The sequence below is a fragment of the Streptomyces sp. genome, assembly GCF_036566765.1.
Classification (GTDB): Bacteria; Actinomycetota; Actinomycetes; order Streptomycetales; family Streptomycetaceae; genus Streptomyces.
The window spans coordinates 1-18,296 of record NZ_DATCVQ010000179.1; the positions used below are offsets into that span (position 1 = coordinate 1).

The window sequence follows — 18,296 nt, forward strand, 5'->3', positions numbered from 1 at the left end:
GCCGAACTCCTCGAAGATCTCGGTCATGAGCTTCTCGATCGGCTGGAAGACGTCCTCCTGCTCGACGAAGCTCATCTCGACGTCGAGCTGGTAGAACTCGCCCGGCGAACGGTCGGCGCGGGCGTCCTCGTCGCGGAAGCAGGGCGCGATCTGGAAGTACCGGTCGAAGCCGGAGATCATCAGCAGCTGCTTGAACTGCTGCGGCGCCTGGGGGAGGGCGTAGAACTTGCCCGGGTTCAGCCGGGAGGGGACCACGAAGTCGCGGGCGCCCTCGGGAGAGGTCGCCGACAGGATCGGGGTCGCCATCTCGTTGAAGCCCAGCGCCGTCATCTTGTGACGGATCGCGGAGATCACCGCCGTACGCAGCATGATGTTCTTGTGCATGCGCTCGCGGCGCAGGTCGAGGAAGCGGTACTCCAGGCGCCGCTCCTCGTTGACGCCGTCGTCGGCGTTGATGGTGAAGGGGATCTGCTTGGCCGCGCCCAGGACCTCGACCTCGGCGGCCTCGATCTCGATCTCGCCGGTCGCGAGCTCCGGGTTGACGTTGTCGGCACCGCGGGAGACGACCTTGCCGTCGACGCGGACGACGGTCTCCTTGGTCAGCTTGTCGAGCACCTCGGCGGCCTTGGTGCCGGGCCGGGCGACGAGCTGCGTGATGCCGTAGTGGTCGCGCAGATCGATGAAGAGGATGCCGCCCAGGTCGCGCCGATTGTGCAGCCAGCCGCTCAGCCGGACGTCGCTGCCGACGTCAGAGGCGCGGAGCTCGCCGCAGGTGTGGGACCTGTACCGATGCATCGTCGTTCATCCAGTCTTCGGAATCGGTGGGATGCCCGGACGTATCCAGGCCCGTCAAGGGTACCGGGCGACCCAAGATCGCTTATCGAATACTCTCAGTGGCGACCTGCAGCCCGATATTCATAAAGTGGGGCAATGCGCACCGAGGACATCCTGGCCGCGATAGCGACCGGCCTGTGGCGCTGGGACAACGCGACCGGGATCGTCACCCTCGACGCGGAGGCCGCCCGGCTGCTCGGCCTGCCCGCCGAGCCCGCCCGGCTCACCGAGGCCGCCGTCCGCTCCCGGTTCCACCCGATCGACTGGAACGAGATCGACGGCGTGGTGAACCTCGCCGTCGCCGAGGGCACCCTCGCCGAGGCCCGGCTGCGGATCACGGACCCGGACGGACGGGTGATCCGTACCGTGCGCAGCCGCTCCAAGCCGCTGATCGAGGGCGGGGACTACCAGCTCGTCGGCACCCTCCAGGAGGTCGCCGAGCCCCAGCCCGGCACCGCCGCCCGCACCCCCGTCACCGGCGACTGGCGGCGCTCCCGCGAGGCGTTCCTGCTCGACGCGGGGCGGGCCCTGGCCGAGGCCCGGTCCACCGCCGAGGTGCTGCGGGTGGCCGCCTCGCTGTCCATGCCGGGCTTCTCGCCGGACGGGCTCGCGGTCTTCGGCGTGGCGGGCGACCGGCTGACCGTCATCGGCCACCACGGGCACAGCGAGGGCGACGAGGGCCCGTTCACCGAGATGTCCCTGGGCACCGACTACCCGGCCGCCGAGGCGGCCCGCACCGGGCGGGCGATCTACCTGCCCTCGCCGGAGGAGTACAAGCGGCGCTTCCCGACCACCTGGCCGCTGGCGAAACGATTCTCGCGGGAGTCCTGGGCCTTCCTGCCGCTGATCGTCGCCGGCCGCACCATGGGCGCCTGGATGGCCGCGTTCAAGCACCCGGTGGCCTTCACCCCGGACGAGCGCTCCGTCCTCACCACCGTCGCCCGGATGCTCGCCCAGGCCCTCGCCCGGGCCGGCGTCGCCGAGTCCGAGCGCGAGCTGTCGCTGGGGCTGCAGCGGACGATGATGCCCGCCCTCGGGCCCGGCATCCCGGGGCTCGCGGTGGCCGCCCGGTACGTGCCGACCGGCGGCGGCCTGGAGATCGGCGGGGACTGGTACGACATGATCCAGCTCCCCGGCGGACGCATCGCCCTGGTCATCGGCGACGTCCAGGGCCACGACGTGCGCGCCGCCGGGCTGATGGGCCAGCTGCGGATCGCCCTGCGCGCGTACGCCTCCGAGGGCCATCGCCCCGACGCCGTGCTCTCCCGCGCCTCACGGTTCCTGCACGGGATCACCGACGGCTCCGACGACCTCGGCGGCCCCCGGTTCGCGACCTGCCTGTACCTGGAGGTCGACCCGGAGACCGGGACCCTGGACATCGCGCGGGCCGGGCACCCCGAGCCGGCCGTACGGACCTCCGACGGAACGGTCCTGCTGCAGCCCACCGCGGGCGGGCTTCCGCTCGGCATCGACCCGGACAGCGACTACCCGACCACCCGGCTGCGCCTGGACCCCGGCGAGACCCTGATGGTCTGCACCGACGGGCTCCTGGAGACCGGCGGCCACGACCTGGACAGCGGCTGGGACCGGATCCGCACGCTCCTGGAGCAGCACGACGGGGAGTCCCTGGAGGAGCTCGCGGACCAGCTCGTCGAGGCCGTACACGGCCCCGGCTCGCACCACACCACCGGCCCGCTCGCCGACCGCCGCGAGGACGACATCGCCGTCCTGCTGCTCTCCCGGTCCGGCGGCCCGCGGGTGCTCCCGGCCCCGCGCCGCACCGTCATGACCGTCGCCCAGGCCGAGTCGGAGCGGATCGCGGACGCGCGCCGGCAGGTGCGCCGGCTGCTGCACGACTGGACGGACGAGGACCAGGTCGACGCGGCGGTCCTGATGGTCTCCGAGATGGTCACCAACGTACTCATCCACACCGACGGGGACGCGCTCCTGGTCGCCGAGGTGGTCTGCGCCGAGGACCACCGCCGCCTGCGCGTGGAGGTCTCGGACGCCAGCGACGAGCTGCCGCACAAACGGCACCCGGGCGAGATGGCGTCCTCCGGGCGCGGCCTGCTGCTGATGGAGATGCTGGCGCACGCCTGGGGCGTGGACCCGCGCGGCGAGGGCAAGTCGATCTGGTTCGAGCTGCACGAGCCGGCGTCGGGGCAGGGCTGCTGAGCGCAGGCCGCGTTCGGGCGGGCCCAGGGGCGGCTGCCGGTGCGGGGTCGCGTACGGCGGGGGAGACTGGTGGGGTACGGCCGTCGGGGGGAGCACGGAGTACGCCATGGACATCCACAAGGTCGGCAGCGACACCACCGTCATGGCCGACAGCCTCGAAATACCCGGGATCGGGCACCTCCCCATCAACGCGTACGTCATCGCCGCCCGCGAGCCCGTCGTCGTCGACACCGGCCTGTCCCTCCCCGACCGGGACTTCATGGCCACGCTCGGCTCGGTGATCGACCCTGCCGAGGTCCGGTGGATCTGGCTCACCCACCCCGACCGCGACCACACGGGCGGGATCTTCGACCTGCTCGCCGCGGCGCCCGAGGCGCGCGTGGTGACCACGTTCATCGGGGCCGGAATCATGACCACCGAGCGCCCGCTGCCCATGGACCGGGTGTACTTCGTCAACCCCGGTCAGTCCCTGGACGTCGGCGACCGCGTGCTGCACGCCTTCCGGCCGCCGCTGTTCGACAACCCGGCGACCGTCGGCTTCTACGACGACAGGACCCGGATCTGCTTCAGCTCCGACTGCTTCGGAGGCCCCATGCCGACGCAGGAGCTCGCCGAGAGCGGGCACGCGAACGACCTCAAGCCGGACGACCTGCGGTCCTCGCAGCTGCTCTGGGCGACGCTGGACAGCCCGTGGGTGCACATGGTGGACGAGGGGAAGTACCGGGCGTGGATCGCGCCGCTGCGGGAGATGAGCGCGGAGATCATGCTCAGCACGCATCTGCCGCCCGCCGTGCGGATGACCCATCGCATGCTCGACACGATCACCATGGCGCCGGGCGCGGACCCGTTCGTGGGCCCGGACCAGGCAGCCCTGGAGCAGATGCTGAAGACCTTCGAGCCGGGCGGGATGCCTGCGGCGACCTGAGCGCTGCGGCGACCTAGGCCGTGTCCGGCGGCGGCTCCCGGGGCGGCGTCCCGTACCGGCCGCGCAGCTCGCCGATCACGCCGAAGAAGGCGGCCGTCAGGGGGACGGCGAGCAGCATGCCGAGGACCCCGGCGACGGATGCGCCCGCCGTGATCGCGAGCATGACCACGGCCGGGTGCATCTGCACGGTCCGGCTCTGCACCATCGGCTGGAGCACATGGCCCTCCAGGACCTGCACGGCGAGCACCACGCCGAGCACCCACAGCGCGATGACCGCCCCCCGGTCGGCCAGCGCGACGAGCACGGCGACCGCGCCGGACAGGAACGCGCCGAGGTACGGGATGTACGCGGTGACGAAGACCAGCGCGGCGAGCCCGATCGCGCCGGGGACGTCCAGGACCAGCAGGCCGACGCCGATCAGGACCGCGTCGACGAGTGCGACGAACGTCGTCCCGCGCATGAAGCCCTCGACGGCCTCGAAGGCCCGCCGGCCCATGGCCTCGACCACGTCGCCGACGCTGCGCGGGACGAGCGCGCGCAGGGTCCCGACGGCCCGGTCGGAGTCGCGCAGGAAGAAGAAGATCAGCAGCAGGGCGAGGACGGCGGTGGCGAGCACCTCGCCGACCACGCTCAGCCCGGAGATCACCCCGGAGGCCGCCGTGCCGCCGAACTTCGCGAGGAGGTCCTTGGCGTTCGCGGCGAGGTCGTCCAGTGAGGTGCCGGCCGCGCCCAGGTGGTCGGCGATGTCCTCGGCGGCGCGGCGCAGCGAGGCGACGATCTGGTCGCCGGTGTCGACCAGCGCCATGACGACGATGTACGTGGCCCCGCCGACGACGGCGAGGACGGCGACGCAGGTCAGCGCGGCGGCGAGGGACTTCTGCACCTTCATCCGCAGCAGCCGCCGGTAGAGCGGCCCGAGCAGCGCGGTGCCCAGCAGCGCGAGCAGAACGGGCGTGACGGCGGTCTTGAAGGCGACGCAGAGCCAGATCCCGACCGCGGTGACCCCCGCGACCAGCAGGAACACCACGCACCAGGCGGCGACGCGGCGGGCTGCCTCGGGAAGGAGCGGTGTCGTCGTCTGCACCCCTCCACCGGACCACGCCGCCGGGCGCGCCGTCCTGCGCTGCGGGGCCGCCCGGGTGACGACTCGTCAGCCGGGCGACCTCGTCGCCGTACGGGCGATCCCGGGCGGCGACCCTGTACTCGTACCGGCTACTCGCCCATCCCGTGAACCGCCGGGATCGTGCCGAGCCGGCCCGCCTGGAAGTCCTCGAAGGCCTGGCGGAGTTCGGCCTGGGTGTTCATCACGAACGGGCCGTAGTGCGCCATCGGCTCACGGATCGGCCGGCCGCCGAGGAGCACGACCTCCAGGTCCGGCGCGTGCCCGTCCTGCTTCTCGTCCGCGCGGACGGTCAGCGAGCCTCCGTCGCCGAAGACCGCGGTCTGGCCCATGTGGATCGGCCGCCGCTCCGCGCCGACCGCGCCGCGGCCGGCGAGCACGTACACGAGGCCGTTGAAGTCCTCGCGCCACGGCATCGTGACCTCGGCCCCGGGCCGCAGCGTCGCGTGGACCATCGTGATCGGCGTGTGCGTGATGCCCGGTCCGGCGTGCCCGTCGAGCTCGCCCGCGATGACGCGGAACAGCGCGCCGCCGTCGGGGGAGGTGAGCAGCTGGACCTGGCCGCCGCGGATGTCCTGGTACCGCGGGGTCATCATCTTGTCGCTGGCCGGCAGGTTCACCCACAGCTGGAGCCCGTGGAAGAGCCCGCCACTGATGACGAGGGACTCCGGCGGGGCCTCGATGTGCAGCAGGCCGCTGCCGGCCGTCATCCACTGGGTGTCGCCGTTGGTGATGGTGCCGCCGCCGCCGTTGGAGTCCTGGTGGTCGAAGGTGCCGTCGATGATGTACGTCACGGTCTCGAAGCCGCGGTGCGGGTGCCACGGGGTGCCCTTGGGCTCGCCCGGGCCGTAGTCCACCTCGCCCATCTGGTCCATCATGATGAACGGGTCGAGGTACCGGTAGTTGATCCCGGCGAACGCGCGTCGCACCGGGAAGCCCTCCCCCTCGAAGCCGGACGGCGCCGTGGTCACGGCGAGGACGGGACGCGGCGCGGCATCGGCCGGCGCGGCGACGCGCGGCAGGGTGAGCGGGTTCTCCACAGTCACAGCGGGCATGGTGGGCCTCCTTGTGCGACCAGTTTAGTTGAACAATGAACTTCCTGCCACCCGGAACGCGGAACGCCCGGGAGGAATTCCTCCCGGGCGCTCTCCCTCGCTGCCAGCCTGCGTCAGCCGTACATCCGCCGCATCGCGAAGTCGACCATCTGCTCCACGGCCTTCGCGTCGAAGACCATCCGGTGGTCGCCCTCCATGTCGAGGACGAAGCCGTACCCGGTCGGCAGCAGGTCGATCACCTCGGCCCCGGTGATCACGAAGTACTTCGACTCCTTGCCGGCGTACCGGCGCAGCTCCTTCAGCGAGGTGAACATCGGGATCACCGGCTGCTGGGTGTTGTGCAGCGCCAGGAAGCCCGGGGTGTCACCGCGCGGGCAGTACACCTTGGAGCTCGCGAAGATCTGCTGGAAGTCCTCGGCGGCCAGCGATCCGGTCGTGAAGGCCCGCACGGCGTCGGCCAGCGAGGGCGGCGACGGCTCCGGGTAGAGCGGGGGCTGCTGCCCGTAACCGCCCTGCATCCCGCCCGCCATCCCGGCCTGCATTCCCGGCTGCATCCCGGGCTGCGGAGGCGGGGCGTACTGCTGCTGGGCACCCGGATTCTGCTCGTAGCCGTACATGGGGGCGAGCCTACTGCGTCACAGATGTCCCGAGAGGGGTTGCTCTTATTACCGGTGGGTAGCATCATCGGAGAGAGCGTTTTGCTACTTGCCGGTACGTGTACGAGGAACCTCCCTCCCCGAGCCTTACGGAGCCGTCGCCATGGGGCACTACAAGTCGAATCTCCGCGACATCGAGTTCAACCTCTTCGAGGTCCTCGGCCGCGACAAGGTGTACGGCTCCGGGCCGTTCGAGGAGATGGACGTCGAGACCGCCAAGAGCATCCTCGACGAGATCCGCCGTCTCGCCGAGAACGAGCTGGCCGAGTCCTTCGCCGACGCCGACCGCAACCCGCCGGTCTTCGACCCGGAGACCAACACCGCCCCGGTGCCGGCCACGTTCAAGAAGTCGTACAACGCCTTCATGGAGTCCGAGTACTGGCGTCTGGGCATCCCCGAGGAGATCGGCGGCACGGTCGCCCCGCGCTCCCTGATCTGGTCCTACGCAGAGCTGCTGCTCGGCTCGAACCCGGCCATCTGGATGTACTCCTCCGGCCCGGCGTTCGCCGGCATCCTCTACAACGAGGGCAACGAGGCGCAGAAGAAGGTCGCCCAGATCGCGGTCGAGAAGCGCTGGGGCTCCACCATGGTCCTCACCGAGCCCGACGCGGGCTCGGACGTCGGCGCCGGCCGCACGAAGGCGATCCAGCAGGAGGACGGCTCCTGGCACATCGAGGGCGTCAAGCGCTTCATCACGTCCGGTGAGCACGACATGGAGGAGAACATCCTCCACTACGTCCTCGCCCGCCCCGAGGGCGCCGGCCCCGGCACCAAGGGCCTCTCCCTCTTCCTCGTCCCGAAGTTCGAGTTCGACTGGGAGACCGGCGAGCTGGGCGCGCGCAACGGCGCGTACGCCACCAACGTCGAGCACAAGATGGGCCTCAAGGCCTCCAACACGTGCGAGATGACCTTCGGCGACAAGCACCCCGCCAAGGGCTGGCTCATCGGCGACAAGCACGACGGCATCCGCCAGATGTTCCTCATCATCGAGTTCGCCCGCATGATGGTCGGCACGAAGGCGATCTCCACCCTCTCGACGGGCTACCTCAACGCCCTTGAGTACGCCAAGGAGCGCGTCCAGGGCACCGACCTGGCGAACTTCATGGACAAGGCCGCGCCCAAGGTCACCATCACGCACCACCCCGACGTCCGCCGCTCGCTGATGACGCAGAAGGCGTACGCCGAGGGCATGCGCTCCCTCGTCCTCTACACGGCCTCCGTGCAGGACGAGATCCAGATCAAGGAGGCGGCGGGCGAGGACGCGAAGGCCCTGCACGGCCTGAACGACCTGCTGCTGCCGATCGTCAAGGGCTACGGCTCCGAGAAGGGCTACGAGCAGCTCGCCCAGTCGCTGCAGACCTTCGGCGGCTCCGGCTTCCTGCAGGAGTACCCGATCGAGCAGTACATCCGGGACGCCAAGATCGACACCCTCTACGAGGGCACCACGGCCATCCAGGGCCAGGACTTCTTCTTCCGCAAGATCGTCCGCGACCAGGGCGCGTCCCTGAACGCGCTGTCCGAGGAGATCAAGAAGTTCCTCGCGGTCGGCACCGGCGGCGAGGAGCTGGCCGGCGCCCGCGACGCGCTGGCCAAGGCCGCCGTCGACCTGGAGAGCATCGTCGGCACGATGATCACCGACCTCACCGCCACCGGCGAGGACGTCAAGAACATCTACAAGGTCGGCCTCAACACCACCCGCCTGCTGCTCGCCTCCGGCGACGTGGTCGTCGGCTACCTGCTGCTGCGCGGCGCGGCCGTCGCCGCCGAGAAGCTGGCCGAGGGCGCCAACGCCAAGGACGTCGCGTTCTACCAGGGCAAGATCGCGGCCGCGAAGTTCTTCGCCGCCAACGTCCTGCCCGGCGTCTCCGCCGAGCGCGCGCTCGCCGAGGGCGTCGACGGCTCGCTGATGGACCTGGACGAGGCCGCGTTCTAGTACGCGCCCCGTCCGTCGGACCGGAACGGCTCGCTCCCGGGGAGGGGAGCGGGCCGTTCTGTCGTAGGGGCTCGGGGCTCTGCCGCAGGCGGCTCCAGAGCGTCGTCGTCCGGGGTTCGGGGCCTGTGCGCAGGGGGATTTCGGCCCCTCGGTACGGCCCCGCGTCCACAATTCGAGACTGCGTAAGGTGAACGTCATGAGTAGCGCACCCTCCAGCCCGGCGACTTCTCCGTTCGACCGCGGCCACACCGATGACCTCATGACCTTCCTCGCGGCGTCCCCGTCGCCGTACCACGCCGTGGCCAACGCCGCCGAGCGGCTGGAGAAGGCCGGCTTCCGCCAGGTCGAGGAGACCGCCGCCTGGGACGGGACGACGGGCGGGAAGTACGTGATCCGCGGCGGCGCGCTCATCGCCTGGCACGTCCCGGAGGGCGCGTCCCCGCACACCCCGTTCCGGATCGTCGGCGCCCACACCGACTCCCCCAACCTGCGTGTGAAGCCGCAGCCCGACATGGGCCGCGAGGGCTGGCGGCAGGCGGCCGTCGAGATCTACGGCGGACCGCTGCTCAACAGCTGGCTCGACCGCGACCTCGGCCTGGCCGGCCGGCTCACCCTGCGCGACGGCTCCCACCGCCTGGTCAACGTGGACCGCCCGCTGCTGCGCGTGCCGCAGCTCGCGATCCACCTGGACCGGCAGGTCAACGAGGGCATGAAGCTGGAGCGGCAGCGCCACATGCAGCCGATCTGGGGCCTCGGCGACGCGCACGACGGCGACCTGCTCGCCTTCGTCGCCGAGGAGGCCGGCGTCGACGCGGACGACGTGGCCGGCTGGGACCTGATGGTGCACGCCGTCGAGGCCCCCGCCTACCTGGGCCGCGACCGCGAGCTGCTGGCCGGCCCGCGCATGGACAACCTGATCTCCGTGCACGCCTGCGTCGCCGCGCTCATCGCCGTGGCCGCGCAGCCGGACCTGCCGTACATCCCGGTCCTCGCCGCCTTCGACCACGAGGAGAACGGCTCCGAGGCCGACACCGGCGCCCAGGGCCCGCTGCTCGGCAACGTCCTGGAGCGCTCGGTCTACGCCCGCGGCGGCGGCTACGAGGACAAGGCCCGCGCCTTCGCCGGCTCGATCTGCCTCTCCTCCGACGTCGGCCACGCCGTCCACCCCAACTACAGCGAGCGCCACGACCCGACGCACCACCCGCGTCCCAACGGCGGCCCGATCCTCAAGGTCAACGTCAACCAGCGCTACGCCACCGACGGCAGCGGCCGCGCCGTGTTCGCCGCGGCCTGCGAGAAGGCCGGCGTGCCGTGGCAGTCCTTCGTCTCCAACAACGACATGCCCTGCGGCACGACGATCGGCCCGATCACCGCGGCCCGCCACGGCATCAGCACGGTGGACATCGGCGTCGCCTGCCTGTCGATGCACAGCGCCCGCGAACTGTGCGGCGCGGACGACCCGTACCTGCTGGCCAACGCCCTGGTGGCGTTCCTGGAGGGCTGAGCGAAACATCTCCGAAAGGCCCTGCCTGAAACGGTTCTCCCCATGGAGAGCCAGGAGAGTCAGGGGGGCCGGGAGGGCCGGGAGGGTCCGTCGCGGGGGAAGTTCTCCGTGTCCCTCGCCGCCGTCGTGCTGTTCGGCACGGCGGTGGCGTGGGGGCTGATCGACCGGTACCACGACCGTCCGCCGTGGGCCACGGACATCGCGTACGAGGGCGGCTATCTGCAGGCCGTCCGGATCGCCAAGTGGCGCGCCCTGCGGGACGGGGAGTGCGCCGAGATGGAACGGACCGGGCTGGGCGGCGACCGGGCTGCGCACGACCCGGGGGCGTGGGTCGCCGGTTGCCTGGACGGGGCGGCGGGCCGCCCGTCCAGGAACCAGGGAGTGGTGCGGTAGGGCGCTACCGACCGTCGTCCATGCCCGCGAGGATCAACGGCAGGCGGGACGAGCCCTCCGCCGTCACCCTCACCGGAACGCCCCAGTCCTGCTGATGGACATGGCAGGCCGGGTATTCGTTGGCCGGATCGTCGTCGCAGGAGGCGGCCATCGCGGAGACGTGCAGCACGCCCTCGGTGACGTCCGGGTTCAGGTCGAGCTCGCGGAAGAGGTCGGTGCCGGTGCCCTCGCCGGAGAGCAGCAGCTCGGGCGGGGTGGAGGAGACCAGGAGCCGGGTGGAGGGCCCGTACCGCTCGTCCAGCTTCTGCCCGGTCGGGGCCTGGAAGACGACGTCGAGGCGGAGCCGTCCGGGGGCGACCTCGGTGGCCTCCCGTTGGGTGCGGTGCGCGACCGACTCGACCTGGACGGCCTCCTCGGGCAGCCGGAGCCTGGTCAGCCGGTGCCGGGCGGACTCGACGACCACGATCTCGTCGCCGACGAGCACGGCGTCGCTGGGCTCGCGCAGATCCGTGGCGAGCGTGGTGACCTCACCGGTCGCGGGGTCGAAGCGGCGCAGGGCGTGGTTGTACGTGTCGCTGACCGCGACCGAGCCGTCGGGCAGCGCGGTCACACCGAGCGGGTGCTGGAGCAGCGCCTGGTCGGCCGCGCCGTCGCGGTGCCCGAAGTCGAAGAGCCCGGTGCCGACGGCGGTGTGGACGGCGCCGTCGGCGTCGACCCAGCGCAGGGCGCTGGTCTCGGAGTCGGCGATCCAGAGCCGGTCCCCGGCGGCGGCGAGCCCGGACGGCTGCGCGAACCAGGCCTCGGCGGCCGGCCCGTCGACAAGCCCCTCGTTGGTGGTGCCGGCGGCGACCTGAACGGTCTTGGCCTCCGGGTCGTACGTCCACAGCTGGTGGACGCCGGCCATGGCGATCCACACCTTGCCCTGCCACCAGGCCACGTCCCACGGCGAGGACAGGTCGACGTCGAGGGCGGGCCCGGAGGTGGGCGACCCTTGCCACCACTGCTTCCCGGTGCCGGCGAGCAGCTCGATGGCACCGCTCCGGGGGTCGTACGTCCGCAGGGCGTGGTGGACGGTGTCGGCGACGACGACCTTCCCGTCCGGCAGCAGCGCGAGCCCCTGCGGCTCGCGGAACTCGCCCTCCCCGATCCGCCGCACGACGCTCTCGCCGTCGGCGGCGAGCTCGACGAGCTGGTGCCGGGTGGTGTCGGAGACCAGGAAGTTCCCGGACGGCAGCAGAACCGCCTTCCCGGGGAACCGCAGATCCGTGGCGACAGGCTCCGGCGGCACGTACGGCCCGTCCCCCCGCCGCAGCGTCCCCTTGGCCTCGTGCTCGGCCTCCAGCTCCTCCACGAGCGTCCGAATCGCATTGGCATGCCCCTCGCCCGCGTGCTGCGCGACGACATACCCCTCGGGATCGATGACGACGAGCGTCGGCCAGGCCCGCACGGCGTACTGCTTCCACGTCGCGAGCTCCGGGTCGTCAAGGACGGGGTGCTGCACCTCGTACCGCTCGACGGCGTCCACGACAGCCTGATGCTCCGCCTCATGCACGAACTTCGGCGAGTGCACCCCCACGATCACGACCGTGTCCCGGTGCTTCTCCTCCAGCTCCCGCAGCTCGTCGAGGACGTGCAGGCAGTTGATGCAGCAAAACGTCCAGAAGTCGACAATCACACACTTCCCTCGCAGATCAGCGAGAGTGAGTTCCTTGCCGCCGGTGTTCAGCCAGCCGCCCTTCCCGACCAGCTCGGGGGCACGGACACGGGCACGGCGTCGCGGAGCAGGCGCGGGGGTGGGCGCCGAGGCTGCATCGTTCATGGTTCAAGAGTGCCGTACGGGGTGGGGGTGGGGACCGGGAGGGTGAAAGAGGGGGATGCTCAGCGCGTCCGCCGACCCGTTCACCCGCTGTTTCGCCCAGGCGCAGAGATAGAGCCCGCACCGAACGGGAACGGCTCATGACATGGCGCACTATTCCGGGGGACGACCCCCGCACCCCCACAAGTACTTCGTACGGGACAAGATCTTCGCGATCGGCGACGACTACTGGATCGAGGACGAGCAGGGCCGGCACGCCTTCCTCGTCGACGGCAAGGCCCTGCGGCTGCGCGACACCCTGGAGCTGAAGGACCCGAGCGGCCAGGTGCTGATCGTCCTGCGGGAGAAGATGTTCAGCCTGCGCGACACGATGACGATCGAGCGGGACGACCGCCCGCTCGCGTCCGTCCGCCGCAAGCGCCTGTCGCTGCTGCGCAATCACTTCCGCGTCACGCTCGTCGACGGCACCGTGCTGGACGTCAGCGGCCGAATCCTGGACCGGGAGTTCACCGTCGAGTACGACGGCGAACTCCTCGCCCACATCTCCCGACAGTGGCTCCGGGTCCGGGACACGTACGCCGTGAACGTCGTCCGGGAGGACGCCGACGCGGCGCTGCTGATCGCGGTCGCGGTCTGCGTCATCCGGATGGCGGAGCGAGAACGCGAGGACTGAGCGCGCCGGCGGGAACTCGGAGACCTGCGCCGCGCGTTCTCCGCCCGCAGGGCCGAGACCCCGAAGGGCTGAGACGCCCGAAGGGCTGAGACGCCCGCAGGGCCGAGACCCCCCAGGGCCGAGACGCCCGAAGGGGCCAATACGCCCCCAGCCCCCTATCCCGCCTTCGCCGCCCGCTCCAGCGCCTGCTCCAAGTCCGCCCACAGGTCCTCGACGTGCTCGACGCCGACCGACAGCCGGACCGTCCCCGGCCCGATGCCCGCCGTCTCGAGCGCCGCCGCGTCGAGCTGCCGGTGGGAGGTGGAGGCCGGGTGCATGACCAGGGTCCGTACGTCGCCGAGCGAGACGCTCAGCGTGGCCACCCGGACCGCCTCCATCAACGCGCGGCCGGCCTCCCGTCCGCCCGCGAGGTCGAAGGAGACCACCCCGCCGCCGCCCGAGGGCAGCAGCCGCGCGGCGATCGCGTGGTCCGGGTGGCTCGGCAGCGAGGGATGGCGGACGGCCGCCACGGCCGGGTGGGCCTCCAGACGGCGCGCCAGCTCGGCGGCGTTCGCGCAGTGCCGCTCGATGCGCAGCGGCAGCGTCTGCATGCCGCGCAGGGTGAGCCAGGCCGCGAACGGGTCGGTGATCGCGCCCTGTTCGACGGCGTGGTGGCGGGCCCGGCCGTACAGCTCCTCGTCCTTGAAGACGGCGATCCCGCCGAGGACGTCCGCGTGCCCGGCGAGGTACTTGGTCGCCGAGTGGATCACGATGTCCGCTCCGTGCTCGATCGGGCGGCACAGCAGGGGCGAGGCGAAGGTGTTGTCGACGGCCGTCGGCACCCCGGCCTCGGCGGCGACGGCGGCGAGCGCGGCCAGGTCGGAGACCCGGCCGGTCGGGTTGGCGATGGTCTCCAGGTAGAGCAGCCGCGTCTCGGGGCGCAGGGCCGCGCGCACCTCGTCGGGGTCGGTGCCGCAGACGTACGTGACCTCGACGCCCCAGCGTGCGGCGAGGTCGGTGAGGACGGCGTACGTGCCGCCGTAGACGCAGGTCTGGGCGATGACATGCGCGCCGGAGCCGAGCAGGGTGAGCAGTACGCCGTTGATCGCGCCCATGCCGGAGGCGTACGAGAGGGCGGCGGCCCCGCCCTCCAGGCGGGCGACGGCCTGCTCCAGGGCGCGCACGGTGGGGTTGCCGTGGCGGCTGTAGACGTAGGTGTCGCTGCCGTCCATGGCGGCGGCCAGCGCGTCGGCGCTGTCGAACGCGAAGACGTGACCCTGGTGGAGCGGGACGCCGAGCGGCCGGCTGCCGGTGATCTCGGGCTGCGGCGGGTGGACGGCGAAGGTCTCGGGACGGAGGGGCAGGGAGTTCGTGTCGTCGCTCATGCGTCCAGTGAACGGGGCAATCGCGTTGCCCCACAGGGCCAATTCCCGGCAGATTGGTCTGCTGATGGAGCCAATGCAGATGTTTGAGACGACGCAGCCGACACAGTCGACGCACACCACGCAATCCACTGACGCGCTCGTGGCCCGGCTGGGCCGATGGTCCGCCGGGCGCGGGCCGTTGTATCTGCTCCTGGCGGCCCGTTTCCGGCAGTTGATCGACGAGGGGCTGCTGCCGCCGGACGCTCCGCTGCCGCCCGACCGGCGGCTCGCCTCGGCGCTGTCGGTGGGGCGGGCGACGGTGGTCGCGGCGTACGAGACGCTGCGTCAGGAGGGGCGGGTGATGCGCCGGCAGGGCAGCGGTACCCGCGTGGCGGCGGCGGCCGCACTGCTGCCGGGGCCGCGGGTGCGGGAGACGTCGAACCCGCTCTTCCTGAACCTGCTCGAGCCGTCGGACGGCGTGATCCTGCTGAGCTGCGCGGCCCCGCTCGCCCCGCCGCCCGAGCTGCAGGCGGCGTACCGCTCGATCGACCTGCCCGACGACGACCTGGGCTACCACCCGGCGGGCCTGGCCGCGCTGCGGACGGCGCTCGCGGAGCGGTACGCGGTACGGGGCGTCCCGACCTGCCCCGATCAGATTCTGGTCACCACGGGCGCCCAGCAGGGGCTTTCGCTGCTGACCCGGCTGCTGCTCGCGCCCGGCGACGGGGTGCTGGTCGAGGCCCCGACGTACTCGGGGGCGCTGGACCTGTTCCGGGAGGCGGCGGCGGTGCCGCATCCGGTGGCGGTGGGGCCGGACGGTCTCGACGTGGCGGCGGCGATCCGGGTGATGGAGCGTCACCGGCCGGCTCTGGCCTATGTGGTGTCCCGGTTCCACAACCCGACGGGTTCCGTGCTGCCGCCGCTGGCCGGCCGCAGGCTGGTCGAGGCGGCGAATGCGCTCGGGGTGCCGCTGCTCGACGACGAGGCGCGCGCCGATCTGGGGTTTGCCGCGGATGCGGCACAGAAGCCGGGGGTGACGCTCTGCGCGTACGGCGACGTGCTCTCGGTCGGCTCGCTGAGCAAGCCGGTATGGGGCGGTCTGCGGATCGGCTGGGTGCGCGGCCCGGCCCCGGTGATCGCGCGGCTCGCCCGGCTCAAGGCGATCCACGACCTGGGCTCGGACATGCCCGGCCAGCTGGCGGCGGTCCGCCTGCTGGCCGAGTACGAGACGGTCCTCGGCGACCGGCTGCGGTCCCTGCGCGCCGGCCACGACCACCTGGTCGCCGAGCTCGCCCGGCAACTCCCCTCCTGGACCCCCGCGCCGACCGCCGGCGGCCAGACCCTGTGGGTCCGCCTCCCGTACGGCGAGGGCGTGGCCTTCGCCCAGCTGGCGCTCCGCCACGGCGTGGCCGTCCTGCCGGGCTCGACGATGGACGCCCTCGGCGCCAGCACCCGCTGCCTCCGCCTGCACTTCCTGCTCCCACCGGACGTCCTCACGGAGGCGGTCGGGAGGCTCGCCACGGCGTGGCGGGAGTACGCCCCGGAGGCCGCGACCGGTGCGGAGGCGCTCGCCGCGTGAGGACGAGGCGCCCGCCCCGTACGGAGCCTCGCTCCGCACGGGGCGCGCACCGGATGCTCAGTGGGTCTGGCGCTTGGGGGCCTTGGTGGCCCTGAAGGCCTTCGCCCACGGCATGAGGGCGGTTCCCGAGCCCTTCTTCACCCACTCGGGCTTGAGGTACGACTGGCAGACGAGGTAGTCGCCGTGCCAGTTCCAGAAGCCGTGCTCCTCGTAGACGTTGAAGCTGTACTGCTTGTGGACCACGCCCGCCCGGACCCGGTACGCGACAGGCTCCTTCAGCTGGATCACGGTCCTGTCGCTCTCCGACTCCGACTTGTTGACCTCGAATCCCAGCGATGCGCTGAGGTCCTTGTAGGTCATGCCGAAGGTGGCGCTGACCTTGCTGGAGTACTCCAGCTTGTACTCGAACTCCTTCCGTCCGGGCCCGGGCATGATCGTGACGGCGCCGGGGTTGTCGGGCCACTCGTAGACGGTCTTGACGAACTTCTTGTTCCGGGCCTGCAGCGCGCCGGTACGGCAGTCCATGCCCTGGGACTTGCGGCCCTTGGCCTTGGCGCCCTTGGCCTTGGCGCCCTTCGCCTTGCTGCCCTTGGCCTCGGTGCCCTTCGCGGACCGGGCGGCGCCTGCCTGGGCGATGGTGTCGGTGGACTGCGCGGGCGGGACTTCCGACCCGAGGAGGTCCGTGCCGGCGGTGACGCCTCCGGCCAGCACGCCGGTCGCGACGGCGACCACGGCCATCGTGCGGATCCTTCGGGTGCGTGCGATGTGCATGGTGAAGCTCCTTCAGCGAGTGAGTGGAGCCAAGGCCTGTGCACCGGCCGTGGCGAGAGACGGCCCGGCAGCGCGAGGAGACGGCTTCGCAAAGGCGAGCCGTGCGGCGATGCGGGGCGGTGGAAGAAGCGTTGCCCGGCCGAAAGGGGCCGGGCAACGGTTCACGGCGGACGGGACAGTCCGGCACTGTCCGTGCAGGTCAGGCCGGATGTCTGAGCCGCCGGCCACTCACTCTCGCGCCCCGTCCGCCGGCCTCACAGGTCGTCGCCCACCGTCGCCTCGCCGTCCGGGACGGCCGGCGCTCGCCTCACGTGCATTCGTTGGTGGCGTCCCAACACGTCTCTGTGGGGAACGGATCACCACCGCCGGTGGGGGGCGGTGTGTCGGTCGAGGGCGGCGGCTCGTACGGCGACGGGTCGTACGGGCCCGGGGCCGGGGTCCAGGAGCTCCGTCCCGGCGTCGGCTCTCGGGGCGTCGTCGTCTTCTTCGGCGGGCGGGCCGAAGGGGAGGTCTTCCTCGGGGTTCCGGCCGGGGCGGGCGTGTTCTTGGCCGGCTTGGCATCGGCGCTGGGGGCGGGGGGCTTGCTCGACGGCGAGATCGTGGTCGCCGGAGTGCCGGACCGTTGATCGTGCGGCTCGCCGGAAGGGGTGTCGCGCGCGCCCAGCACCCCGGTGAGCGTGGCCCCGAGCAGCACCATCGCAACGGCGGCCGTGACGACCACAGCCGGCCGCCGCAGTGCGCGCACCGCTCTGCGCGAGCGAGGCGGAGCGGGGTCCGCGGTGACGAGTGCGAGGCCGACGGTCGCTGATACGGGGGCCGCGTCTGCGTCGGCGTGCGTACCTGTGTCTGCGTGGGCGTCCGTGGCTGCGTCGGCGTCGGTGTCGGTGTCGGCGTCGGTGTCGGTGTCGGCGTCCTGAGCCGCGTCCGCAGAATCCGTGTCGGCGTCAGGAACCGGCTCCGCGAGCGGTAATCGCTCATCCCCGGGCGGAGACGGCTCCGCGACCTCCGGCACCCGGACTCCGGCGGACGCCTCCGGCGCGAAGGATCGCTGTTCGAGCTCCACCGCGAGACGTCTGCGGACACCCACCCAGACGCCGACCGTGGCCTCGTCACCGCCGCAGGCCCGGACGAAAGCGGCCAGCAGCTCCTCCCGGGGCAGCTCCCGCCTGCTCAGCGCGCCGGACAGCGTGGCACGCGGCAGTACGTCCCCCACGGCTCCGGCCCGGCGCTCCAACTCGCGGTAACTCACGTCCGCCCACTGGCGTAACTGCCGCATCACCGCCACGAACTGCGCGGAATCCTCGACGCCACGCGGCTGCGGCATCCCCCCGTCCACCTGTCCTCCTCGTTTGTCGGAGCTCAGTCATTGCCAGGGAGCCTAGGGCCTGTCCGGCGGATCAGGGTCGGATAGGTCGCGGCGTCTGGTGCGGTGCATCGCAAGGCGCCGGAGCGCCTCGGATGGGGTCTCCCCTGCTCGAGCGGAGCCGAGAGCTTGGGGAAGGAGCTATTGGGGCGTTTC

General features: G+C 71.8%; 15 protein-coding genes. 7 read left to right on the forward strand and 8 right to left on the reverse strand.

The genetic code is table 11. The annotated features are described in order from the left end of the window. Nucleotides 1-795 (reverse strand): amino acid--tRNA ligase-related protein (locus VIU94_RS09950; protein ID WP_331909771.1); only part of this gene is annotated, 795 nt, incomplete at its 3' end. A 135-nt stretch (nucleotides 796-930) separates the two neighbouring features. Here VIU94_RS09950 and VIU94_RS09955 point away from each other — a divergent pair. Both VIU94_RS09955 and VIU94_RS09960 read left to right on the forward strand, forming a co-directional pair. Beyond that, nucleotides 931-3,009: an ATP-binding SpoIIE family protein phosphatase gene (locus VIU94_RS09955; RefSeq protein WP_331909773.1), complete on the forward strand. Its 2,079-nt coding sequence runs from the start codon at nucleotides 931-933 to the stop codon at nucleotides 3,007-3,009. Between the two features lie 106 nt (nucleotides 3,010-3,115). Continuing rightward, nucleotides 3,116-3,934: an oxygen-binding di-iron domain-containing protein gene (locus VIU94_RS09960; RefSeq protein WP_331909775.1), complete on the forward strand. Its 819-nt coding sequence runs from the start codon at nucleotides 3,116-3,118 to the stop codon at nucleotides 3,932-3,934. A gap of 13 nt (nucleotides 3,935-3,947) precedes the next feature. Here VIU94_RS09960 and VIU94_RS09965 read toward each other — a convergent pair whose 3' ends face one another. The 3 genes from VIU94_RS09965 to VIU94_RS09975 form a co-directional block, all read right to left on the reverse strand. Further along, the gene (locus VIU94_RS09965; protein ID WP_331909777.1) at nucleotides 3,948-5,018 is read right to left on the reverse strand and encodes an AI-2E family transporter; all 1,071 of its coding nucleotides are present in this window, start codon (nucleotides 5,016-5,018) and stop codon (nucleotides 3,948-3,950) included. Nucleotides 5,019-5,146: 128 nt separating this feature from the next. Then, nucleotides 5,147-6,109, reverse strand: coding sequence for a pirin family protein (locus VIU94_RS09970; protein ID WP_331909779.1), 963 nt, complete (start codon nucleotides 6,107-6,109; stop codon nucleotides 5,147-5,149). A 113-nt stretch (nucleotides 6,110-6,222) separates the two neighbouring features. Continuing rightward, nucleotides 6,223-6,726 carry an SseB family protein gene (locus tag VIU94_RS09975; protein WP_331909781.1) on the reverse strand — a complete coding sequence of 168 codons (504 nt, stop codon included), beginning with the start codon at nucleotides 6,724-6,726 and terminating at the stop codon, nucleotides 6,223-6,225. A gap of 142 nt (nucleotides 6,727-6,868) precedes the next feature. On the opposite strand from VIU94_RS09975, the gene VIU94_RS09980 reads away from it, so the two are divergent. The 3 genes from VIU94_RS09980 to VIU94_RS09990 all read left to right on the forward strand — a co-directional run bounded on the left by VIU94_RS09980 (nucleotide 6,869) and on the right by VIU94_RS09990 (nucleotide 10,595). Further along, complete coding sequence (locus VIU94_RS09980) at nucleotides 6,869-8,698, forward strand: acyl-CoA dehydrogenase (RefSeq protein WP_331909783.1); 1,830 nt, start codon at nucleotides 6,869-6,871, stop codon at nucleotides 8,696-8,698. Nucleotides 8,699-8,894: 196 nt separating this feature from the next. Then, nucleotides 8,895-10,202 (forward strand): M18 family aminopeptidase, encoded by a 1,308-nt coding sequence (locus VIU94_RS09985; protein ID WP_331909785.1) that lies wholly within the window; start codon nucleotides 8,895-8,897, stop codon nucleotides 10,200-10,202. A 42-nt stretch (nucleotides 10,203-10,244) separates the two neighbouring features. Further along, nucleotides 10,245-10,595: a hypothetical protein gene (locus VIU94_RS09990; RefSeq protein WP_331909787.1), complete on the forward strand. Its 351-nt coding sequence runs from the start codon at nucleotides 10,245-10,247 to the stop codon at nucleotides 10,593-10,595. 4 nt (nucleotides 10,596-10,599) lie between these two features. On the opposite strand, the gene VIU94_RS09995 is transcribed toward VIU94_RS09990, so the two are convergent. Beyond that, complete coding sequence (locus VIU94_RS09995; protein ID WP_331909789.1) at nucleotides 10,600-12,414, reverse strand: NHL domain-containing thioredoxin family protein; 1,815 nt, start codon at nucleotides 12,412-12,414, stop codon at nucleotides 10,600-10,602. A 142-nt stretch (nucleotides 12,415-12,556) separates the two neighbouring features. Here VIU94_RS09995 and VIU94_RS10000 point away from each other — a divergent pair, with 142 nt between their 5' ends. Continuing rightward, on the forward strand, nucleotides 12,557-13,084 hold the full coding sequence (locus VIU94_RS10000; RefSeq protein ID WP_331909791.1) for an LURP-one-related/scramblase family protein: 528 nt from the start codon (nucleotides 12,557-12,559) through the stop codon (nucleotides 13,082-13,084). Between the two features lie 155 nt (nucleotides 13,085-13,239). On the opposite strand, the gene VIU94_RS10005 is transcribed toward VIU94_RS10000, so the two are convergent. Next, nucleotides 13,240-14,448, reverse strand: coding sequence for a trans-sulfuration enzyme family protein (locus VIU94_RS10005; protein WP_331909793.1), 1,209 nt, complete (start codon nucleotides 14,446-14,448; stop codon nucleotides 13,240-13,242). A gap of 79 nt (nucleotides 14,449-14,527) precedes the next feature. Between VIU94_RS10005 and VIU94_RS10010 the strand changes: the two genes are divergently transcribed. Continuing rightward, nucleotides 14,528-16,006 (forward strand): aminotransferase-like domain-containing protein, encoded by a 1,479-nt coding sequence (locus VIU94_RS10010; protein ID WP_331909795.1) that lies wholly within the window; start codon nucleotides 14,528-14,530, stop codon nucleotides 16,004-16,006. A 57-nt stretch (nucleotides 16,007-16,063) separates the two neighbouring features. On the opposite strand, the gene VIU94_RS10015 is transcribed toward VIU94_RS10010, so the two are convergent. Then, a complete protein-coding gene (locus VIU94_RS10015; protein ID WP_331909797.1) occupies nucleotides 16,064-16,777 on the reverse strand; it encodes a hypothetical protein in 714 nt (237 codons plus the stop codon). Between the two features lie 307 nt (nucleotides 16,778-17,084). Continuing rightward, nucleotides 17,085-18,101, reverse strand: a complete 1,017-nt coding sequence (locus VIU94_RS10020; RefSeq protein ID WP_331909799.1) for a helix-turn-helix domain-containing protein — start codon at nucleotides 18,099-18,101, stop codon at nucleotides 17,085-17,087. Between the last annotated feature and the right edge of the window lie 195 nt (nucleotides 18,102-18,296).